At 61.9% G+C, this 15,052-nt stretch carries 13 protein-coding genes; 7 read left to right on the top strand and 6 right to left on the bottom strand.

Annotation, left to right across the window (positions count from 1 at the left end; translation table 11 throughout):
• Window positions 1-368: 368 nt before the first annotated feature.
• The 6 genes from QCE58_RS17585 to QCE58_RS17560 all read right to left on the bottom strand — a co-directional run bounded on the left by QCE58_RS17585 (window position 369) and on the right by QCE58_RS17560 (window position 6,942).
• Window positions 369-1,187, bottom strand: coding sequence for an ABC transporter permease (locus tag QCE58_RS17585; RefSeq protein ID WP_008346213.1), 819 nt, complete (start codon window positions 1,185-1,187; stop codon window positions 369-371).
• Between the two features lie 14 nt (window positions 1,188-1,201).
• Entirely contained in the window at window positions 1,202-2,455 is a 1,254-nt protein-coding gene (locus QCE58_RS17580) for an ABC transporter permease (RefSeq protein WP_175980279.1), read from the bottom strand.
• 26 nt (window positions 2,456-2,481) lie between these two features.
• Window positions 2,482-3,528 carry an ABC transporter substrate-binding protein gene (locus tag QCE58_RS17575; protein WP_250441637.1) on the bottom strand — a complete coding sequence of 349 codons (1,047 nt, stop codon included), beginning with the start codon at window positions 3,526-3,528 and terminating at the stop codon, window positions 2,482-2,484.
• Window position 3,529: 1 nt separating this feature from the next.
• Window positions 3,530-4,711, bottom strand: a complete 1,182-nt coding sequence (locus tag QCE58_RS17570) for an ABC transporter ATP-binding protein (protein ID WP_250441638.1) — start codon at window positions 4,709-4,711, stop codon at window positions 3,530-3,532.
• 19 nt (window positions 4,712-4,730) lie between these two features.
• Window positions 4,731-5,861: an aromatic ring-hydroxylating dioxygenase subunit alpha gene (locus QCE58_RS17565; protein ID WP_250507891.1), complete on the bottom strand. Its 1,131-nt coding sequence runs from the start codon at window positions 5,859-5,861 to the stop codon at window positions 4,731-4,733.
• Between the two features lie 154 nt (window positions 5,862-6,015).
• Window positions 6,016-6,942 carry a LysR family transcriptional regulator gene (locus QCE58_RS17560; RefSeq protein ID WP_008346221.1) on the bottom strand — a complete coding sequence of 309 codons (927 nt, stop codon included), beginning with the start codon at window positions 6,940-6,942 and terminating at the stop codon, window positions 6,016-6,018.
• Between the two features lie 175 nt (window positions 6,943-7,117).
• Here QCE58_RS17560 and QCE58_RS17555 point away from each other — a divergent pair, with 175 nt between their 5' ends.
• The 7 genes from QCE58_RS17555 (at window position 7,118) to QCE58_RS17525 (ending at window position 15,040) form a co-directional block, all read left to right on the top strand.
• Window positions 7,118-8,458, top strand: coding sequence for an NAD(P)/FAD-dependent oxidoreductase (locus QCE58_RS17555; RefSeq protein WP_250522419.1), 1,341 nt, complete (start codon window positions 7,118-7,120; stop codon window positions 8,456-8,458).
• 31 nt (window positions 8,459-8,489) lie between these two features.
• Window positions 8,490-8,933 (top strand): RidA family protein, encoded by a 444-nt coding sequence (locus QCE58_RS17550; RefSeq protein ID WP_008346225.1) that lies wholly within the window; start codon window positions 8,490-8,492, stop codon window positions 8,931-8,933.
• On the top strand, window positions 8,930-9,607 hold the full coding sequence (locus QCE58_RS17545) for a DUF1028 domain-containing protein (protein WP_008346226.1): 678 nt from the start codon (window positions 8,930-8,932) through the stop codon (window positions 9,605-9,607). Before QCE58_RS17550 ends, QCE58_RS17545 begins: the two co-directional genes overlap by 4 nt.
• The gene (gene argE / locus QCE58_RS17540; protein WP_250522420.1) at window positions 9,600-10,763 is read left to right on the top strand and encodes an acetylornithine deacetylase; all 1,164 of its coding nucleotides are present in this window, start codon (window positions 9,600-9,602) and stop codon (window positions 10,761-10,763) included. Before QCE58_RS17545 ends, argE begins: the two co-directional genes overlap by 8 nt.
• Window positions 10,764-10,840: 77 nt before the next feature.
• Window positions 10,841-12,262: a cytosine permease gene (locus QCE58_RS17535; protein ID WP_309779950.1), complete on the top strand. Its 1,422-nt coding sequence runs from the start codon at window positions 10,841-10,843 to the stop codon at window positions 12,260-12,262.
• A gap of 241 nt (window positions 12,263-12,503) precedes the next feature.
• The gene (locus QCE58_RS17530) at window positions 12,504-13,835 is read left to right on the top strand and encodes an epoxide hydrolase family protein (protein WP_250522422.1); all 1,332 of its coding nucleotides are present in this window, start codon (window positions 12,504-12,506) and stop codon (window positions 13,833-13,835) included.
• A 185-nt stretch (window positions 13,836-14,020) separates the two neighbouring features.
• A complete protein-coding gene (locus QCE58_RS17525; RefSeq protein WP_008346234.1) occupies window positions 14,021-15,040 on the top strand; it encodes an alcohol dehydrogenase in 1,020 nt (339 codons plus the stop codon).
• The last annotated feature ends 12 nt before the right edge of the window (window positions 15,041-15,052 follow it).

The following is a 15,052-nucleotide window of genomic DNA, read 5'->3' as shown; positions in this document are numbered from 1 at the left end:
GGCGATTGCAGTGAGATGGAGACGTTAGTAGAGAAGCACGCGCGGACCCGATTGACCGGTCGGCCGCGAAGCGGGCCGGAGCTATTTGGTGCTGAACCCATTTGTTATGTGGTGCGATGTGGCAGACCGTGCGCGAGCCAAGCCCGGTTGGGCCTATGAGGGCACTCTTTAGGCGAGTGCCGCCTAGGACGAGAGAACTACCCAAATTGCGTGTGACCGCGGGCATCAGTAGCTGCTTTCTTTGCTTACTTTCTTTGCAGCAGCAAAGAAAGTGAGTGCCGCCCCGCACAGGGGCAGTGCCAATAGACCGACGCGAAAGCGGGATCCGGCGAAAGCGAAAGCACGGCGAACAGAGGGCGATTCAAACTTCAAACAAGAGCCCGACTAGCCCGCCCCCGCAACCAATTGATGCTGGCAAAGAGCAGAACAGCAAACACGATCAGCATCGTAGCAACAGCAAGAATGGAAGGATCGATGGAATCGCGAATACCGCTCCACATCTGCCGCGGCACGGTTCGCTGATCCGGCCCGCCGATAAAGAGAATGACGATAACTTCATCGAACGAAGTAGCAAACGCGAACACGCTGCCGGTAGCCACAGCCGGCGTAATGAGCGGCAAGGTCACGCGCCGGAAGGCGATCCACGGCGTCGCCCCGAGCCCCGACGCAGCACGCAAGAGACTTTGATCGAAGGACAACAACGACGCCGTCACGGTAATCACGACAAAGGGCGTGCCAAGCGCCGCATGCGCGAAGATCACACCGGGATAAGAGTTGACGAGCCCGAGCGGCGCAAAGATCAGATAGAAGCCGGCCGCGACAACGACAATCGGCACGATCATCGGCGAAATGATGATCGGCATGATGACCGAGCGCAGCGGAAACTGCGAACGCGAAAGGCCGAGCGCTGCAAGCGTGCCGAGACACGTCGCGATCAACGTCGACGCCGCACCAATGCCGATGCTGTTCAAAAGCGAGCGCTGCCAGTCGGGACTCGTGAGCGCCTGCTCATACCAGCGCAACGAAAACCCCTGCAACGGATAAGAAAAGTAGGATCCCGAATTGAACGACAAAGGGATGATCGCGAGAATCGGCGCGACGAGAAAGAACAGCACGAGCGCGGTATGCACGCGCACCCATCGGGAAGCGATGCGTTCGGTCAGCACCCGGTTGCGTGATTCCGTCATGGAAGAATGGCCCCTTAACCGAAGCGCAACCGGTCGATGCCGACGATGCGGTTGAACAGGAAATAGAAGATCGCGGTGAAGATCACGAGGTACGCCGAGAGCGCGCCCGCAAGCCCCCAATTGAGCTGCGTATTCGTCTGCAGCGCGATGAGCTGGCTGATCATTTCATCGCCCGCGCCGCCGAGCAGCGCGGGCGTGATGTAGTAGCCGAGCGCGAGCACGAAAACGAGAAAGCATCCCGCGCCGACACCCGGCAACGTCTGCGGTATGTACACGCGCACGAACGCGGTGAACGGATGCGCGCCGAGCGATTGCGCCGCGCGCAGATAGACCGGCGACACGCCTTTCATCACCGAGAAGATCGCCAGAATCATGTACGGCAGCAACACATGCGTCATGCCGATCAACACGCCCGTGCGATTGAAGATGAGCGGCAGCGGATGCGTCGCGAGACCGAGTCCCATCAAGAGGCCATTGATGACACCGCCCGGCTGCAGCAACACATACCACGCAGTCGTGCGTACGAGCAGCGACGTCCAGAACGGCACGATCACGAAAAGCATCAGGCGGTTGCTGCTTTGCGTCGGCAGATTCGCGAGCAGCCATGCGACCGGATAACCGAGCACGAGGCACAGCAGCGTGACGGACGCGCTGATCGATATCGTGCGCAGAAACGCCTGTCGATACACCGACGAGTTATCCGCCACGAACGCGACGTTGCCTTGCGGCGTCACTTGCGCATCGACGGCGGCAAGCAGATAGTCCGGCGTCGGCGACGTGGCCGCGCGTTTCAACAGACGCCAGATCTCCGGCGAATTCCAACGTTCATCCATGTCGATCAAAACCGGCTTCCACGCGGGCGGCGTCTCCTCGCGCACGCTGCGCGCGGTCCGCATCAGCAAGCTGCGAAACTCGGGCTGCGCGAAGTTGAGCCTGCGCGCGACGGTGCCGAGTTGCCCGTTCTGTTGCGCATCCTTCAGGCCCGAGGCGAGCAGCGCGAACAGATGTTCATCGGGCACGCCGCGGCCGTCCCAGGCATCGAGAGCACGAGTGAGCGCCGGCATGCTGTCCGGCACCTCCTTGTTCTCGACACTGCGCGCAAGCAGCATCGCGATTGGCGCGATGAACGTCGACAGCAAAAACACGATCAGCGGCAAGGCAAGCAACAACGCCTGCACCGATGCGCGGCGGCGCGCTCTTTGATACGAGGCGCGGCCATCGGCTCTCGTCGGAGAACCGGCGGCGTGCGCGTGAATCGATGCAGGCATGTCGTTACTCTCATCCATGAACAGCGTTATTGCGTGAGCCAGACCTGGAAGCGCTTGTTGATCTGATCTGCGTTGTCGGCCCAAAAGTTCGCGTTGATCTGCACCGCGCGCTTGAAGTTATCCGGCGCGGTCGGCATGTCGGCGAGTCGCTGCTTGTCGACGAGCGCGACCGCATCCTTACGCGGCGGCGCATACGCGATGTACTTCGAGAGATCCGCCGATGCCTTCGGCTGCGCTTGCGACACGATGAACTTCGCCGCGGTATCGGCGTGCTTCGCGCCCGTCGGAATAGCCCACCACTCGAAGTCGTAGACTTGCGCGTCCCACACGGCCTTGAACGGCTTGTTGTCTTTCTTCGCGGCGTCGTCGATGCGGCCGTTGTAGGCCTGCACCATCACGACCGCGCCATCGGCGAGCAGTTGCGGCGCCTGCGCGCCCGATTCCCACCACACGATGTTCTTCTTGATCGTGTCGAGCTTCTTGAACGCGCGATCGACGCCGGCGGGCGTGCCGAGCACCTTGTAGACATCTTTCGGGTCGACGCCATCGGCGATCAGCGCCCATTCCATCGACACCTTCGGCGACTTGCGCAGGCCGCGCTTGCCGGGGTATTTCTGCAAATCGAAGAAGTCGTTGACAGTGGTCGGCGCGGTCTTCAGCTTGCTCGCGTCGTAGGCATAGACCGTGGACCACACCATGCTCGCAACCGCGCAATCGCTGATCGAGCCGGGGATGAAGTCGCTCGTCTTGCCGAGCATCTTCTTGTCGAACTTCTGCAGCAGGCCTTCATCGCATGCGGTGATCGCGTCGTTGGTTTCCAGATCGATGAGATCCCACGTCGTGTTCTTCGCCTGCTCCATCGCGGAGAGCTTGGCGAGGCCGCCGTCATACGATTCGGTCGAGAAGTTCACGCCCGTTGCCTGCGTGAACGGTTCGAACCAGGCTTTCTTGGCGGCGGCTTCGAACGCGCCGCCGAACGTCACGACGGAGAGTGTCTCCGCCGCCTGTGTCGAGATAGTTGCAAACGCAAATACTGCGAGTGCGGCGCATTGTGCTTTGATGTGATTGCGCATGTCAGTTGGCTCCTGCGGGTGCGGTCGGGATGAGAGAAGGTGAGGGCGGTGTGCTCGGGGCAATCGCGGGCGCGTTTTTTGGCGCCATCATCGCGAGAATCTTGCAGTCGTCGTGACGCCACGCGATATCGATCGTGCTGCCTGCGCAGGGCAATGCGTGACGCTGGGTATTGGGCACTTTGACGACGATGGAATCGCGCGAGCCGAGCTTCAGATGCACGCGATGATGATCGCCGCAGTACACGAGCTCCTCGACGCGTGCGCGCACGACGTTGCTGTGCTCGTCCGCGTGCGCGTCTTCCGTGCCGGGAATGTGCGCGCGTTCGGGGCGCAGCGCGAGCATCGCTTCATCGCCGGCGCGCAGGCCGTGCTCGCAGCGTCCGCGAATGACGCTGCCGTCCGATAGCGCCAGCGTCGCCCATTCGCCGTTCGCACTGACGACGCGCCCCGTGAGCCCGTTGTTCTCGCCGACGAAGTTCGCAACGAACGCGTTCTGCGCGTTCTCGTAAAGCTCGCTCGGCGTCGCGGCCTGCTGGATGCGGCCATCGGAAAAGACGGCGACCCGGTCCGACATCGTCAGCGCTTCGGCCTGATCGTGCGTCACGTAGACGATCGTCAGCGAAAGCTCGCGGTGCAGCCGCATGATTTCGTATTGCATCGTTTCGCGCAGGCGCTTGTCGAGTGCGCCGAGCGGCTCGTCCATCAGCACGACGCTCGGTTCGAACACGAGCGCGCGTGCGAGCGCGACGCGCTGCTGCTGCCCGCCGGAAAGCTGTGAGGGTCGCCGGCTCGCGAGATGGGGCAACTCGATCATCTCCAGCGCGCGCTTCACGCGCGTCTTCTGCTCGGCGCGGCTCACGCGTCGCACGGAAAGCGGAAAGGCGACGTTCTCCGCGATCGTCAGATGCGGAAAGAGCGCGTAGTTCTGAAAGACCATGCCGATGTCGCGCTGATGCGGCGGCTTGTCGTCGAGACGCCTGCCATCGAGACGAATCTCGCCTTGCGTCGGCGTTTCGAAGCCCGCGAGCATCATCAGCGTCGTCGTTTTACCCGAGCCGGACGGACCGAGCAGCGAAAGAAATTCTCCCTTGCGCACGTCGAGGTTCAAATCCTCCACGACGTAATGGGCGCCGTCATACGATTTGCTCACGCCGGAGAAGGAGATGAAGGAAGGGGCTGACATCGTGTTCGTGTCCTGTCTTTCAGTGCTGTGCGAGCTTCGTCGCGATATAGCGCGCAAAGTCGAAATTGGGCCGTTCAAGGTGGCTCAGATTTCCGGGCTTCGCGAGCGGCGCATGCACGCCGCGAAACACCGCTTCCACGCCGCGCCTGTCTTCCGCGTTCACTTCGTCGAGCAGCTTCTTCAATGTCGACATATGCGCGTTCGCTTCCGCGTCGGCGATGAATTCAGGCGCGAGACCGCCGCCGAAGCGGATATGCACTTGCCCGACGCCGCGCGGCTGCAACACGAGATACCAGAAATAGCCGGGCGTAAGCGTGACGAGATGCGTCGGATAGATCGCGAGCAGTGCGGTCGTCTTGCGCCAATGACCCGTTAAACGCGTGTTATCCGGATGAGCATTGCCAATGGGCAAGCTCGCTTCCTTCGTGATCCAGTGATAGTTGAACGCGGGATAACCCGGTGGACATTCCATCTCTTCGAGCTTCGAATGCGGCCCTACGGTCGCGCGATGCAGCATTGGCAAGTGATAACTTTCCATGAAGTTTTCGGCGAGGATCTTCCAGTTGGTATCCCACACATGCTCTTCATAGAAAGTTTCGATGTAGTCCGTCATGCCATACGCGCCGATCAATTCGCTCAGTTCGGCTAGCTGCGTTGCGACGGGCGGCGCGCTTTCATCGAGCGTCACATAGATCCAGCCTTGCCATTCCTCGCAGCGCACGGCGGGCAGCCTATAACTTTCCTTGCAGAAGCCTTCTTGCCGGTCCATGAGCGGCGCGCCCTTCAATTCGCCGTCGAGTCCATAACTCCACGCGTGATACGGGCACACGATGCGCCGCTTGTTGCCGCGCCCTTCGAGCAGCACCGACATGCGATGCAGGCACACATTCGACATCGCCTTGAGCTGCATCTGCTCGTCGCGCAATACGACGATCGGCTGCGCGCCGATCTGCGCCGTCAGGTAATCGCCGGGTTCCTTCAACGCGCTCGCGCGGCCGACGCATTGCCATTCATGCGCGAAGATCTCGCGCTCTTCGAGTGACAGGAAGTCGGGCGATGTATAGACGCCAGGCGGCATGGCGTGCGCATCGCTGAATGGTCGTTCGCAATTCGACCGTAACTGGTCGATGAGCGTGTCCACTGCGATCATGAAGCCCTCCTTGTCTCGACTCGTGAGAGCGCGCTGGCGCGGGCTTTGACCGCATTGCGCTCGACATGGACATCAATCTATCAAGCCAAATTGCCAGCCAAAATATTGTTTTCGGATACAAAGCAAAGCTTTTATCTATGCAGCGCCGATAACTTCACGTGTCGATATGCAGTCGCCTAATATAGTTCTCGCAGAACGACGAGAAGCGATGCACCACTTGCCGCGGACGCATCGTGCGAGATTGCGCGATGCCTAACGTAGTCGCGTTGACGTTGTCCTTGAAGCGCTTAATCACGAAGTCCTCGCCATCCACCGTGCGATTCGACTTCAGCGGAAAGTTGAGGATGCTATAGCCGAGGCCGTTCGCCACCATGCCGCGCACGACTTCCGGTTGCGATGACCGGAACGCGGGCACGGGACGGCTGCCGACCGCATCGAAGAGCGCGGCGAAATACTCGCGGCTATGCGGCAGATCGAGCATCACGTAAGGCTCCGATTGCAAATCGGCGAGCGATACCTTGCGCGCTCGCGCAAGCCGATGCGTCTTCGGCAAGATCGCATAAGGCGGCAACGAAAGCAGCGGCGTGAACGCGATGTCCTCGGTCAAGTCCAGACTATAGGTGAGGGCGATATCGAGCGAACCGTCATGCAGGCCGCGCAACAAGCCGTCCTGATGCGCTTCGACCGTGCGAAACGAAATGCCCGCGTGCCCTGCCGTGAAGCGGCTGATGAGTCCCGGCATCAAAGGCGGTGCGAGCGACACGAGACAGCCGAGCGCGATGGAGCCGGTCATGCCGCCATCCATTTCTTTCGCGGCCATTTGCAGTTCTTCCGCGATCTTCAGCAGATTGCGCGCTTGCCCGAGCAGATCGCGGCCGGCCTGCGTGAGCGACAGACCGCTCGCATGATGGCGAATGAATAGCTGCACGCCGAACGATGCTTCGAGATCGGCGAGGGCGGTCGATATCGACGGCTGCGAAATATGCAGTTTTTTCGCGGCGGCGGTGAAGGACAAGGCTTCGGCAGCGACCACGAAGTAGCGCAATTGCCGCAGCGAATAGCGCAAGGGATGGCTTTCCATCGATGACATTCCGGAAATGGAGCTTCGATGAGCCGCATTGTGAAGTGCTCAAAATTCATTGCATAGCCAAATCCGATGCCGTGCATTTTTTAAATATATTTTTCGGATTCGACCGGGACGCGTAGATTTTCACGAAGACATCACGGATACAACGGCCTTTCAGAAGGACATAGCCATGACAGTGGAAACAACGTCTATCGACACGCTCGTGGTCGGCGCGGGCCAGGCTGGCGTCGCGATGAGCGAACACCTGAGCAAGCTCGGCGTGCCGCATCTTGTGCTCGAACGCGATCGCATCGCCGAACGCTGGCGCACGGGCAGGTGGGATTCGCTCGTCGCCAATGGTCCCGCATGGCACGATCGTTTCCCTAATCTCGAGTTCGCGGATTTCGACCCCGATGGTTTCGCATCGAAAGATCAGGTCGCGGAATACTTCGTCGAGTACGCGAAGAAATTCGATGCGCCCATTCGCACCGGCGTCGAAGTGAAGAAGGTCGTGCGCAATGCGGGGCGGCCGGGCTTTACCGTCGATACATCCGACGGAACCATCGAAGCGAATCGCGTGGTCGTCGCGACGGGTCCGTTTCAGCGCCCCGTGATTCCGCCGATCGCGCCGTCGTCCGCAAAGCTCACGCAGATCCATTCCGCCGACTATCGCAATCCGCAGCAACTGCCCGAAGGCGGCGTGCTCGTCGTGGGCGCGGGATCGTCGGGCGTGCAGATCGCCGATGAATTGCAGCGCGCGGGCCGGCGCGTGTATCTGTCGGTCGGCGCGCACGATCGTCCGCCGCGCGGATATCGCGGACGCGATTTCTGCTGGTGGCTCGGCGTGCTCGGCGAATGGGACGCGGAAGTGATGAAGCCGGGCCGCGAGCATGTGACCATTGCCGTGAGCGGCGCGCGCGGCGGCCATACGGTGGACTTCAGGCGCCTCGCGCATCAGGGCATCACGCTCGTCGGTCTGACGAAATCGTTCGACGATACGCGCGTGAGCTTCGAAGCCGATCTCGCGGATAACATCCGTCGCGGCGACGAGAACTATTTGTCATTGCTCGATGCCGCCGATGCCTATGCGCAACGCAACGGCCTCGATCTGCCCGAGGAGCCCGAAGCGCGCCATATTCCCGCCGACCCGGAATGCATGACGCATCCGCTTCTCGAACTCGATCTCGCGCAAGCGGGTGTTACGTCGATCATCTGGGCGACCGGTTATGCCGTCGATTTCAACTGGCTGCAAGTCGATGCATTCGATGACAAAGGCAAGCCGAAACATCAACGTGGCGTCGCCAAAGAACCGGGCATCTATTTTCTCGGCTTGCCGTGGCTTTCGCGGCGCGGCTCCGCGTTCATCTGGGGCGTGTGGCACGACGCGAAACATATCGCCGATCACATCGTCACGCAGCGCAAATACCTCGCTTATTACGACGCGCCGCAACGTGCTGTCGAGACGAAGCGCGAAGAAGGCGTGGCCGATGCATCGCGCGTCCACAAGGTCAGCGAGATGGGCGTCAACTGATCAGAAACTATCCGGAATCAAGGTGCATTCGATGAGCCAACCTACGCATACCCGTATCCGCATGTTCAACACGAAGGATACGTACCCGAATCAGACCCTCGATAACGATCTCTGCCAGGCCGTTCGCGCGGGCAATACCGTTTATGTGCGCGGTCAGATCGGCACGGACTTCGACGGCAATCTCGTCGGTCTCGGCGATCCGCGCGCGCAGGCCGAGCAGGCGATGAAGAACGTGAAGCAGTTGCTCGAAGAAGCGGGCAGCGATCTCTCGCATATCGTCAAGACGACGACTTATCTCACCGATGTGCGCTTTCGCGAGCCGGTGTATCGCGAAGTCGGCAAATGGCTGAAGGGCGTGTTTCCGATTTCGACGGGCCTTACCGTCGTCGCGCTCGGACAACCCGAATGGCTGATGGAGATCGACGTGATCGCCGTCATCCCCGATGGATGGACGCCGCCTCAGGAGCGCGCATGACATTCTCGATCGTCGGACGATGTGAAGAGACCGGGCAGCTCGGCATCGCGATCAGTTCGTCGAGCATCGCGGTGGGCGCGCGCTGTCCGTGGGTGCGCGCGGGCGTGGGCGTCGTCGCGACGCAGAACGTCACGCTGCCCGCGCTCGGTCCGCAAATTCTCGATTACATCGAAAGCGCCAAGCTCGATGCGAACGCCGCACTCGAACGCGCGTTGAGCGCGAACGAATGGAGCGAGTATCGGCAGGTGACGGTCGTCGATGCGCAAGGCCACACCGCGTTCTTCAGCGGCAAGCAAGCGCTCGGCACGTATCACGCGGTCGCGGGCAGGCAATGCGTCGCGGCGGGCAACATGCTCGCGGGCGTGCATGTCATCGAAGCGATGATTCCCGCATTCGAGAACGCATCGGGCCAGCTTGCGGATCGTCTGCTTGCCGCGATGCATGCGGCGATCGCGGCGGGCGGCGAAGCGGGGCCGGTGCATTCGGCTGCGCTGAAGATCGCGGGCGAGCAAAGCTGGCCGCTCGTCGATCTGCGCGTCGACTGGGCCGATGACGATCCCATCGGCAAGCTCGATGACCTGTGGCATGCGTACGAGCCGCAGATGCAGGACTACGTGACCCGCGCATTGAACCCGACCGCTGCGCCGAGCTACGGAGTGCCGGGCGATGAGTGACACGACGAGCCGCGATCTGCTCGACAAGCTGATTAGTTTCGCGACCGTCAGCCGCGATTCGAATCTCGCGCTGATCGAGTTCGTTCGCGATTACCTCGCGCAGTTCGACATCGAAAGCGAGCTGTTCTACAACGCGGAGCGCACGAAGGCGAATCTGTTCGCGACGATCGGACCGCGCGATCGCGGCGGCATCGTGCTCTCGGGGCATACGGATGTCGTGCCGGTCGATGGCCAGCCGTGGACCGTCGATCCATTCCGTCTCACGGAAAATGATGGACGGCTCTATGGCCGCGGCACAGCCGACATGAAGGGCTTTCTCGCGTCGGTGCTGGCCGCCGTGCCGATGTTGATCGAGCGCGAACTGAGATTGCCCGTGCATCTGGCGTTTTCATACGACGAGGAAGTCGGATGCCTCGGCGTGCGGCCGATGCTCGCGCAACTGGAGAAGCGCGCGCACAAGCCCGTTCTGTGTCTGATCGGCGAGCCGACATCGTTGAAGCCGGTGCTCGGTCACAAGGGCAAGCTCGCGATGCGTTGTCAGGTGAAAGGCGCGCCTTGTCATTCCGCCTATGCGCCGTATGGCGTGAACGCGATTCAATATGCAGCGCGCCTCATCAATCGGCTTGAAGAAATCGGCGAACGGCTGGCGCAGCCCGAGCATCACGACGAGCGCTTCGATCCGCCGTATTCGACCGTGCAGACGGGCGTCATCAAGGGCGGTCGTGCGCTCAACATCGTGCCGGCGGAATGCGAGTTCGATTTCGAAGTGCGCGCGCTTCCCGGCTTCGAAGCGAGCACGGTCGCCAGGGATTTGCAGGCGTACGCACAAGCCGAACTGCTGCCGAAGATGCGCGCCATTGAACCCGAGACGGACATTCGCCTCGAAGCGCTATCCGCGTATCCCGGACTCGCGACATCGCCCGAAAGCGAAGCGGCGCGTCTCGTCGCGCTCTTGAGCGGATCGTCGGAATTCGGCACGGTGGCGTTCGGCACGGAAGGCGGACTCTTCGATCAGGCAGGCATTCCGACTGTCGTATGCGGTCCCGGCAGCATGGATCAGGGACACAAGCCCGATGAGTACGTAACCCTCGAACAACTCCACGATTGCGACGCGATGCTGATACGCCTCGCCGATCATCTTTCGACCACAGCCTGATTTCTCACACGCCGCAGGCGATACGGGCGCGATGCGCGTCAGGGCATCGCTTTGCCGCGCACAAACTGGAGACAACTTTGACTAGTGCATCACGCAACGCTTCTCCGTTGATCGAGAAGCACACCATCGGCTATGTGCCGCCCGAGGATCGTCACGGCAAAGTGCGCGACCTGTTCACGCTATGGTTCGGCGGCAATATCGCGCCCTTGCCGATCGTGACGGGCGCGCTCGGCGTGCAGATCTTTCATCTGAACCTGCTGTGGGGCATCGTTGCGATCGTCGTCGGACAGGCGGTCGGCGGCGTGCTGATGGCGTTGCATTCCGCGCAAGGGCCGCAAATGGGCATTCCGCAGATGATCCAGAGCCGCGCGCAGTTCGGATCGTGGGGCGCGTTGCTCGTGACCGTCATCGCGGGCGTGATGTACGTGGGCTTCTTCGCGTCGAACATCGTGCTCGCGGGGAAGTCGCTGCATGGCATCGAGACGTCGGTGTCGGTGCCCGTGGGCATCGTGATCGGCGCGCTGGGATCGGGACTGATCGGCATCATCGGATACAAGTTCATTCATATCCTGAACCGCATCGGGACGTGGGTCCTCGGCATCGGCATTTGCGTGGGCTTCGGCTACATCCTCACGCATGTCTCGACGGACGATTTCCTCACGCGCGGCGGCTTCAACTTCGCCGGCTGGCTCGCGACCGTATCGCTTTCCGCGCTGTGGCAGATCGCGTTCGCGCCTTACGTGTCCGACTATTCGCGCTATTTGCCGGCGACCGTGCGCGTCTCGTCGACGTTCTGGGCGACGTATCTCGGCTGCACGATCGGCTCGACGCTCGCCTTCGTGTTCGGCGCGGTCGCGGTGCTCGCGGTGCCGCCCGGCGCCGACGCGATGGATGCCGTGAAGCTCGCCACCGGACCGCTCGGCCTGCCGATGCTCGTGTTGTTCCTGTTGAGCGTCATCAGCCACAACGCGTTGAACCTGTATGGCGCGGTGCTCGCGGTGATCACGTCATTGCAGACGTTCGCGTATCGCTGGATTCCGACGGCGAAAGCGCGCGCCGTGTTGTCGGTCGCGATTCTCGTCGCGTGCTGCTATGGCGCGATCGGCGCATCGACGAACTTCGTCGCGAATCTCGTCGATCTCGTGCTTGCGCTGCTCGTCGTGCTGGTGCCGTGGACCGCGATCAATCTCATCGACTTCTATGTGATCCACAAAGGCAAGTACGACATCCAGTCGATCTTTCAGGTAGACGGCGGCATCTATGGACGATTCAATCCGCAGGCGTTGATCGCTTATGCGATCGGTATCGTCGTGCAGATTCCGTTCATGAACACGCCGATGTATGCGGGCGCGGTGCCCAAGTATCTCAACGGCGCGGATCTGTCGTGGATCGTCGGATTGCTGCTGACGTCGCCGGTTTATTACTGGCTTGCATCGCGCGATACGAGTTATCGGCGCAGACAGAACGGTGCGCGTGTGGCGTCGAATGTGGCGCGGTGATTCATAAGCGATGTCGGGCGGGACTCTTTCCCGCCCGACAATTCTGTTGTAACCCGGGCTGCATTTACGTCGAGTGTGCACATGCACATAATCGCGTCACCTGCTGCGAAAACCCTTCGCGGCGCATCGAGGCGGTGACGATCCCAGGCTTGCCGAACGGCGGCCTGCAAGTGCGGTTCAGTGATTCTGATTCGTTGCGGCAAACATCGCTCCTCCTCGCACACGCATTCAGGAGCTTGTCATGTCGAACGATCTTCCTCTCCGGACGGCTTCGCGCCGTCATTTCATCGGCGTCGCGGCGGCGAGCATCGCGGCGAGCGCATTGAGCCGCGTCGCATTCGCCGATTCGATCCAGAGCACGGCGGACATCGTGCAAGTGAAGAGCGGCGACAAGACCGCGATTCGCCCGCTTCGCGTCCACGCAACGGATGCGCAACTCGCCGATCTGAAGCGGCGCGTGCAGTCGACGCGCTGGCCCGAACGCGAAACCGTCGCCGATGCCTCGCAAGGCGTGCAACTCGCGACGATGCAGGAACTCGCGCGCCATTGGTCGACCGCTTACGACTGGCGCAAGGTCGAAGCGCGGATCAACGCGGTGCCGAACTTCGTCACCGAGATCGACGGACTCGACATCCACTTCATCAACGTTCGCTCGAAACATGCGAACGCGTTGCCGATGATCGTCACGCACGGCTGGCCCGGCTCGATCATCGAGCAACTGAAGATCATCGATCCGCTGACGAATCCGACCGCGCATGGCGGCAATGCATCGGATGCGTTCGATGTCGTGATTCCGTCGCTGCCCGGCTACGGATTTTCCGGCAAGCCGGCGACGACCGGCTGGGACCCGCAGCGCATCGCGCGCGCATGGATCGCGCTGATGCAGCGGCTCGGCTACACGCGCTATGTCGCGCAGGGCGGCGACTGGGGCAACGCGGTGACCGAGCAGATGGCGCTTATCGCGCCGCCGGAACTGATCGGCATGCACACGAACATGCCGGCGACGGTGCCGGACGATATCGCCAACGCGCTGAAGTACGGCAATCCCGCGCCCGCGGGTTTGGCCGGCGATGAAAAGCACGCGTTCGATCAACTCGATTACTTCTACAAACACGGCCTCGGCTACGCGCAGGAAATGGCGAATCGGCCGCAGACGCTGTATGGCATCGAGGATTCGCCGATCGGTCTCGCGGCATGGATGATCGATCACGACGCGGCGAGCCAGGCGCTTATCGCGCGTGTGTTCGACGGACAGGCGGAGGGTCTCACGCGCGACGACATCCTCGACAACATCACGCTTTATTGGCTGACGAACACGGGCGTTTCATCGGCGCGGCTGTACTGGGAAAACAAGCTCAACTTCTTCGCGCCGAAGCATGTTGCGATTCCGGTGGCGGTGAGCGTTTTTCCGGACGAGATCTATGCCGCGCCGCAAAGCTGGACGGAGAAGGCGTATCCGAAGCTGATCCACTATAACCGTCTGGCGAAAGGCGGGCATTTCGCGGCATGGGAGCAGCCGCAAGCCTTCACGGATGAAGTTCGCGCGGGCTTCCGTCCGCTGCGTTCGGCGTAAAGGCGGCGCATCGCGGTCAGCTCGCGCATGGACGCGCGGCCGATGCATCGGGCGGAACCCTGTCACAATCGCAATCTCCGACGTTTCTCGACGATGCGCTCGGGAGTGCGATTGACCGGGCCGTCTCATCGGATTGCGGCGCGCGAGGTGCGCCGCGCGTGTTTCTCCATGACAAGGAGCAAGCGATGCCAACGATGCAGGCAGTGCAGGTAACGAAAGCGAATGGTCCGCTGGAAGTCGTCGAGCGCGATGTGCCGGAACCGCCCGCCGGACACGTGCTCATCAAGGTGCAGGCGTGCGGGATCTGCCACAGCGATTCGCTGACCGTCGAAGGACTCTGGCCGGGTCTGCAGTTTCCGCGCGTGCCGGGACACGAGATCGCAGGCGTGATCGAGAAGCTCGGCGCGGACGTCGAAGGATGGGAAAAGGGTCAGCGCGTCGGCGTGGGCTGGCACGGCGGGCATTGCGGCCATTGCGAGCATTGCCGGCACGGCGACTTCGTGCTTTGCCAGCGCGCGCTGGTGCCGGGCATCAGCTATGACGGCGGCTACGCGGAATACATGGTGGCGCCGCAGGAAGCGCTCGCGCGTATGCCCGACGATCTCTCCGACGTCGATGCCGCGCCGCTTCTTTGCGCGGGCATCACCACGTTCAATGCGCTGCGCAACAGCGGCGCGCGAGCGGGCGATGTGGTCGCGGTGCTCGGCATCGGCGGGCTCGGTCATCTGGGCGTGCAGTTCGCGCGCAAGATGGGCTTCCAGACGGTGGCCATCGCGCGCGGACAGGACAAGGCGCCGCTCGCGAAGCAACTCGGCGCGCATCATTACATCGACAGCGAATCGCAGAACGTGGCCGACGCGCTCAAGGCGCTCGGCGGCGCGCGCGTGATACTCGCGACGGCGACGAGCGGCAAGGCGATGAGCGCGACCATCGGCGGGCTGGGGCTGAACGGCAAGCTCATCATGGTCGGGATATCGGAAGAGCCGGTCGAGGTGCCGATCACGCAGTTCATCATGGGGCGCAACTCGGTGCAGGGCTGGCCGTCGGGCACGGCGGCGGACTCGCAGGAAACGCTCGCGTTCAGCGCGCTGTCGGGCGTGAAGCCGATGATCGAGGAATATCCGCTGTCGCGCGCGGGCGAGGCGTATGAACGGATGATGAGCGGCAAGGCGCGGTTCAGGGTTGTGTTGACGCCGGGGAAGTGAGGTGAGCGAAGC

This window comes from Caballeronia sp. LZ028 (genome assembly GCF_031451415.1).
Taxonomy (GTDB): Bacteria; Pseudomonadota; Gammaproteobacteria; order Burkholderiales; family Burkholderiaceae; genus Caballeronia; species Caballeronia zhejiangensis.
Note: the sequence above shows the minus strand (reverse complement) of the source record. Positions and strands in the feature narration are given on the sequence as shown.

What these genes read in the sequence shown, in the direction of transcription:
- argE (WP_250522420.1), top strand. Translation starts at nt 9,600, where the DNA reads ATGAGTGACACGACGAGCCGCGATCTGCTCGACAAGCTGATTAGTTTC.
- QCE58_RS17560 (WP_008346221.1), bottom strand. Translation starts at nt 6,942, where the DNA reads ATGGAAAGCCATCCCTTGCGCTATTCGCTGCGGCAATTGCGCTACTTC.
- QCE58_RS17555 (WP_250522419.1), top strand. Translation starts at nt 7,118, where the DNA reads ATGACAGTGGAAACAACGTCTATCGACACGCTCGTGGTCGGCGCGGGC.
- QCE58_RS17530 (WP_250522422.1), top strand. Translation starts at nt 12,504, where the DNA reads ATGTCGAACGATCTTCCTCTCCGGACGGCTTCGCGCCGTCATTTCATC.
- QCE58_RS17585 (WP_008346213.1), bottom strand. Translation starts at nt 1,187, where the DNA reads ATGACGGAATCACGCAACCGGGTGCTGACCGAACGCATCGCTTCCCGA.
- QCE58_RS17565 (WP_250507891.1), bottom strand. Translation starts at nt 5,861, where the DNA reads ATGATCGCAGTGGACACGCTCATCGACCAGTTACGGTCGAATTGCGAA.
- QCE58_RS17545 (WP_008346226.1), top strand. Translation starts at nt 8,930, where the DNA reads ATGACATTCTCGATCGTCGGACGATGTGAAGAGACCGGGCAGCTCGGC.
- QCE58_RS17525 (WP_008346234.1), top strand. Translation starts at nt 14,021, where the DNA reads ATGCCAACGATGCAGGCAGTGCAGGTAACGAAAGCGAATGGTCCGCTG.
- QCE58_RS17580 (WP_175980279.1), bottom strand. Translation starts at nt 2,455, where the DNA reads ATGCCTGCATCGATTCACGCGCACGCCGCCGGTTCTCCGACGAGAGCC.
- QCE58_RS17575 (WP_250441637.1), bottom strand. Translation starts at nt 3,528, where the DNA reads ATGCGCAATCACATCAAAGCACAATGCGCCGCACTCGCAGTATTTGCG.
- QCE58_RS17550 (WP_008346225.1), top strand. Translation starts at nt 8,490, where the DNA reads ATGAGCCAACCTACGCATACCCGTATCCGCATGTTCAACACGAAGGAT.
- QCE58_RS17570 (WP_250441638.1), bottom strand. Translation starts at nt 4,711, where the DNA reads ATGTCAGCCCCTTCCTTCATCTCCTTCTCCGGCGTGAGCAAATCGTAT.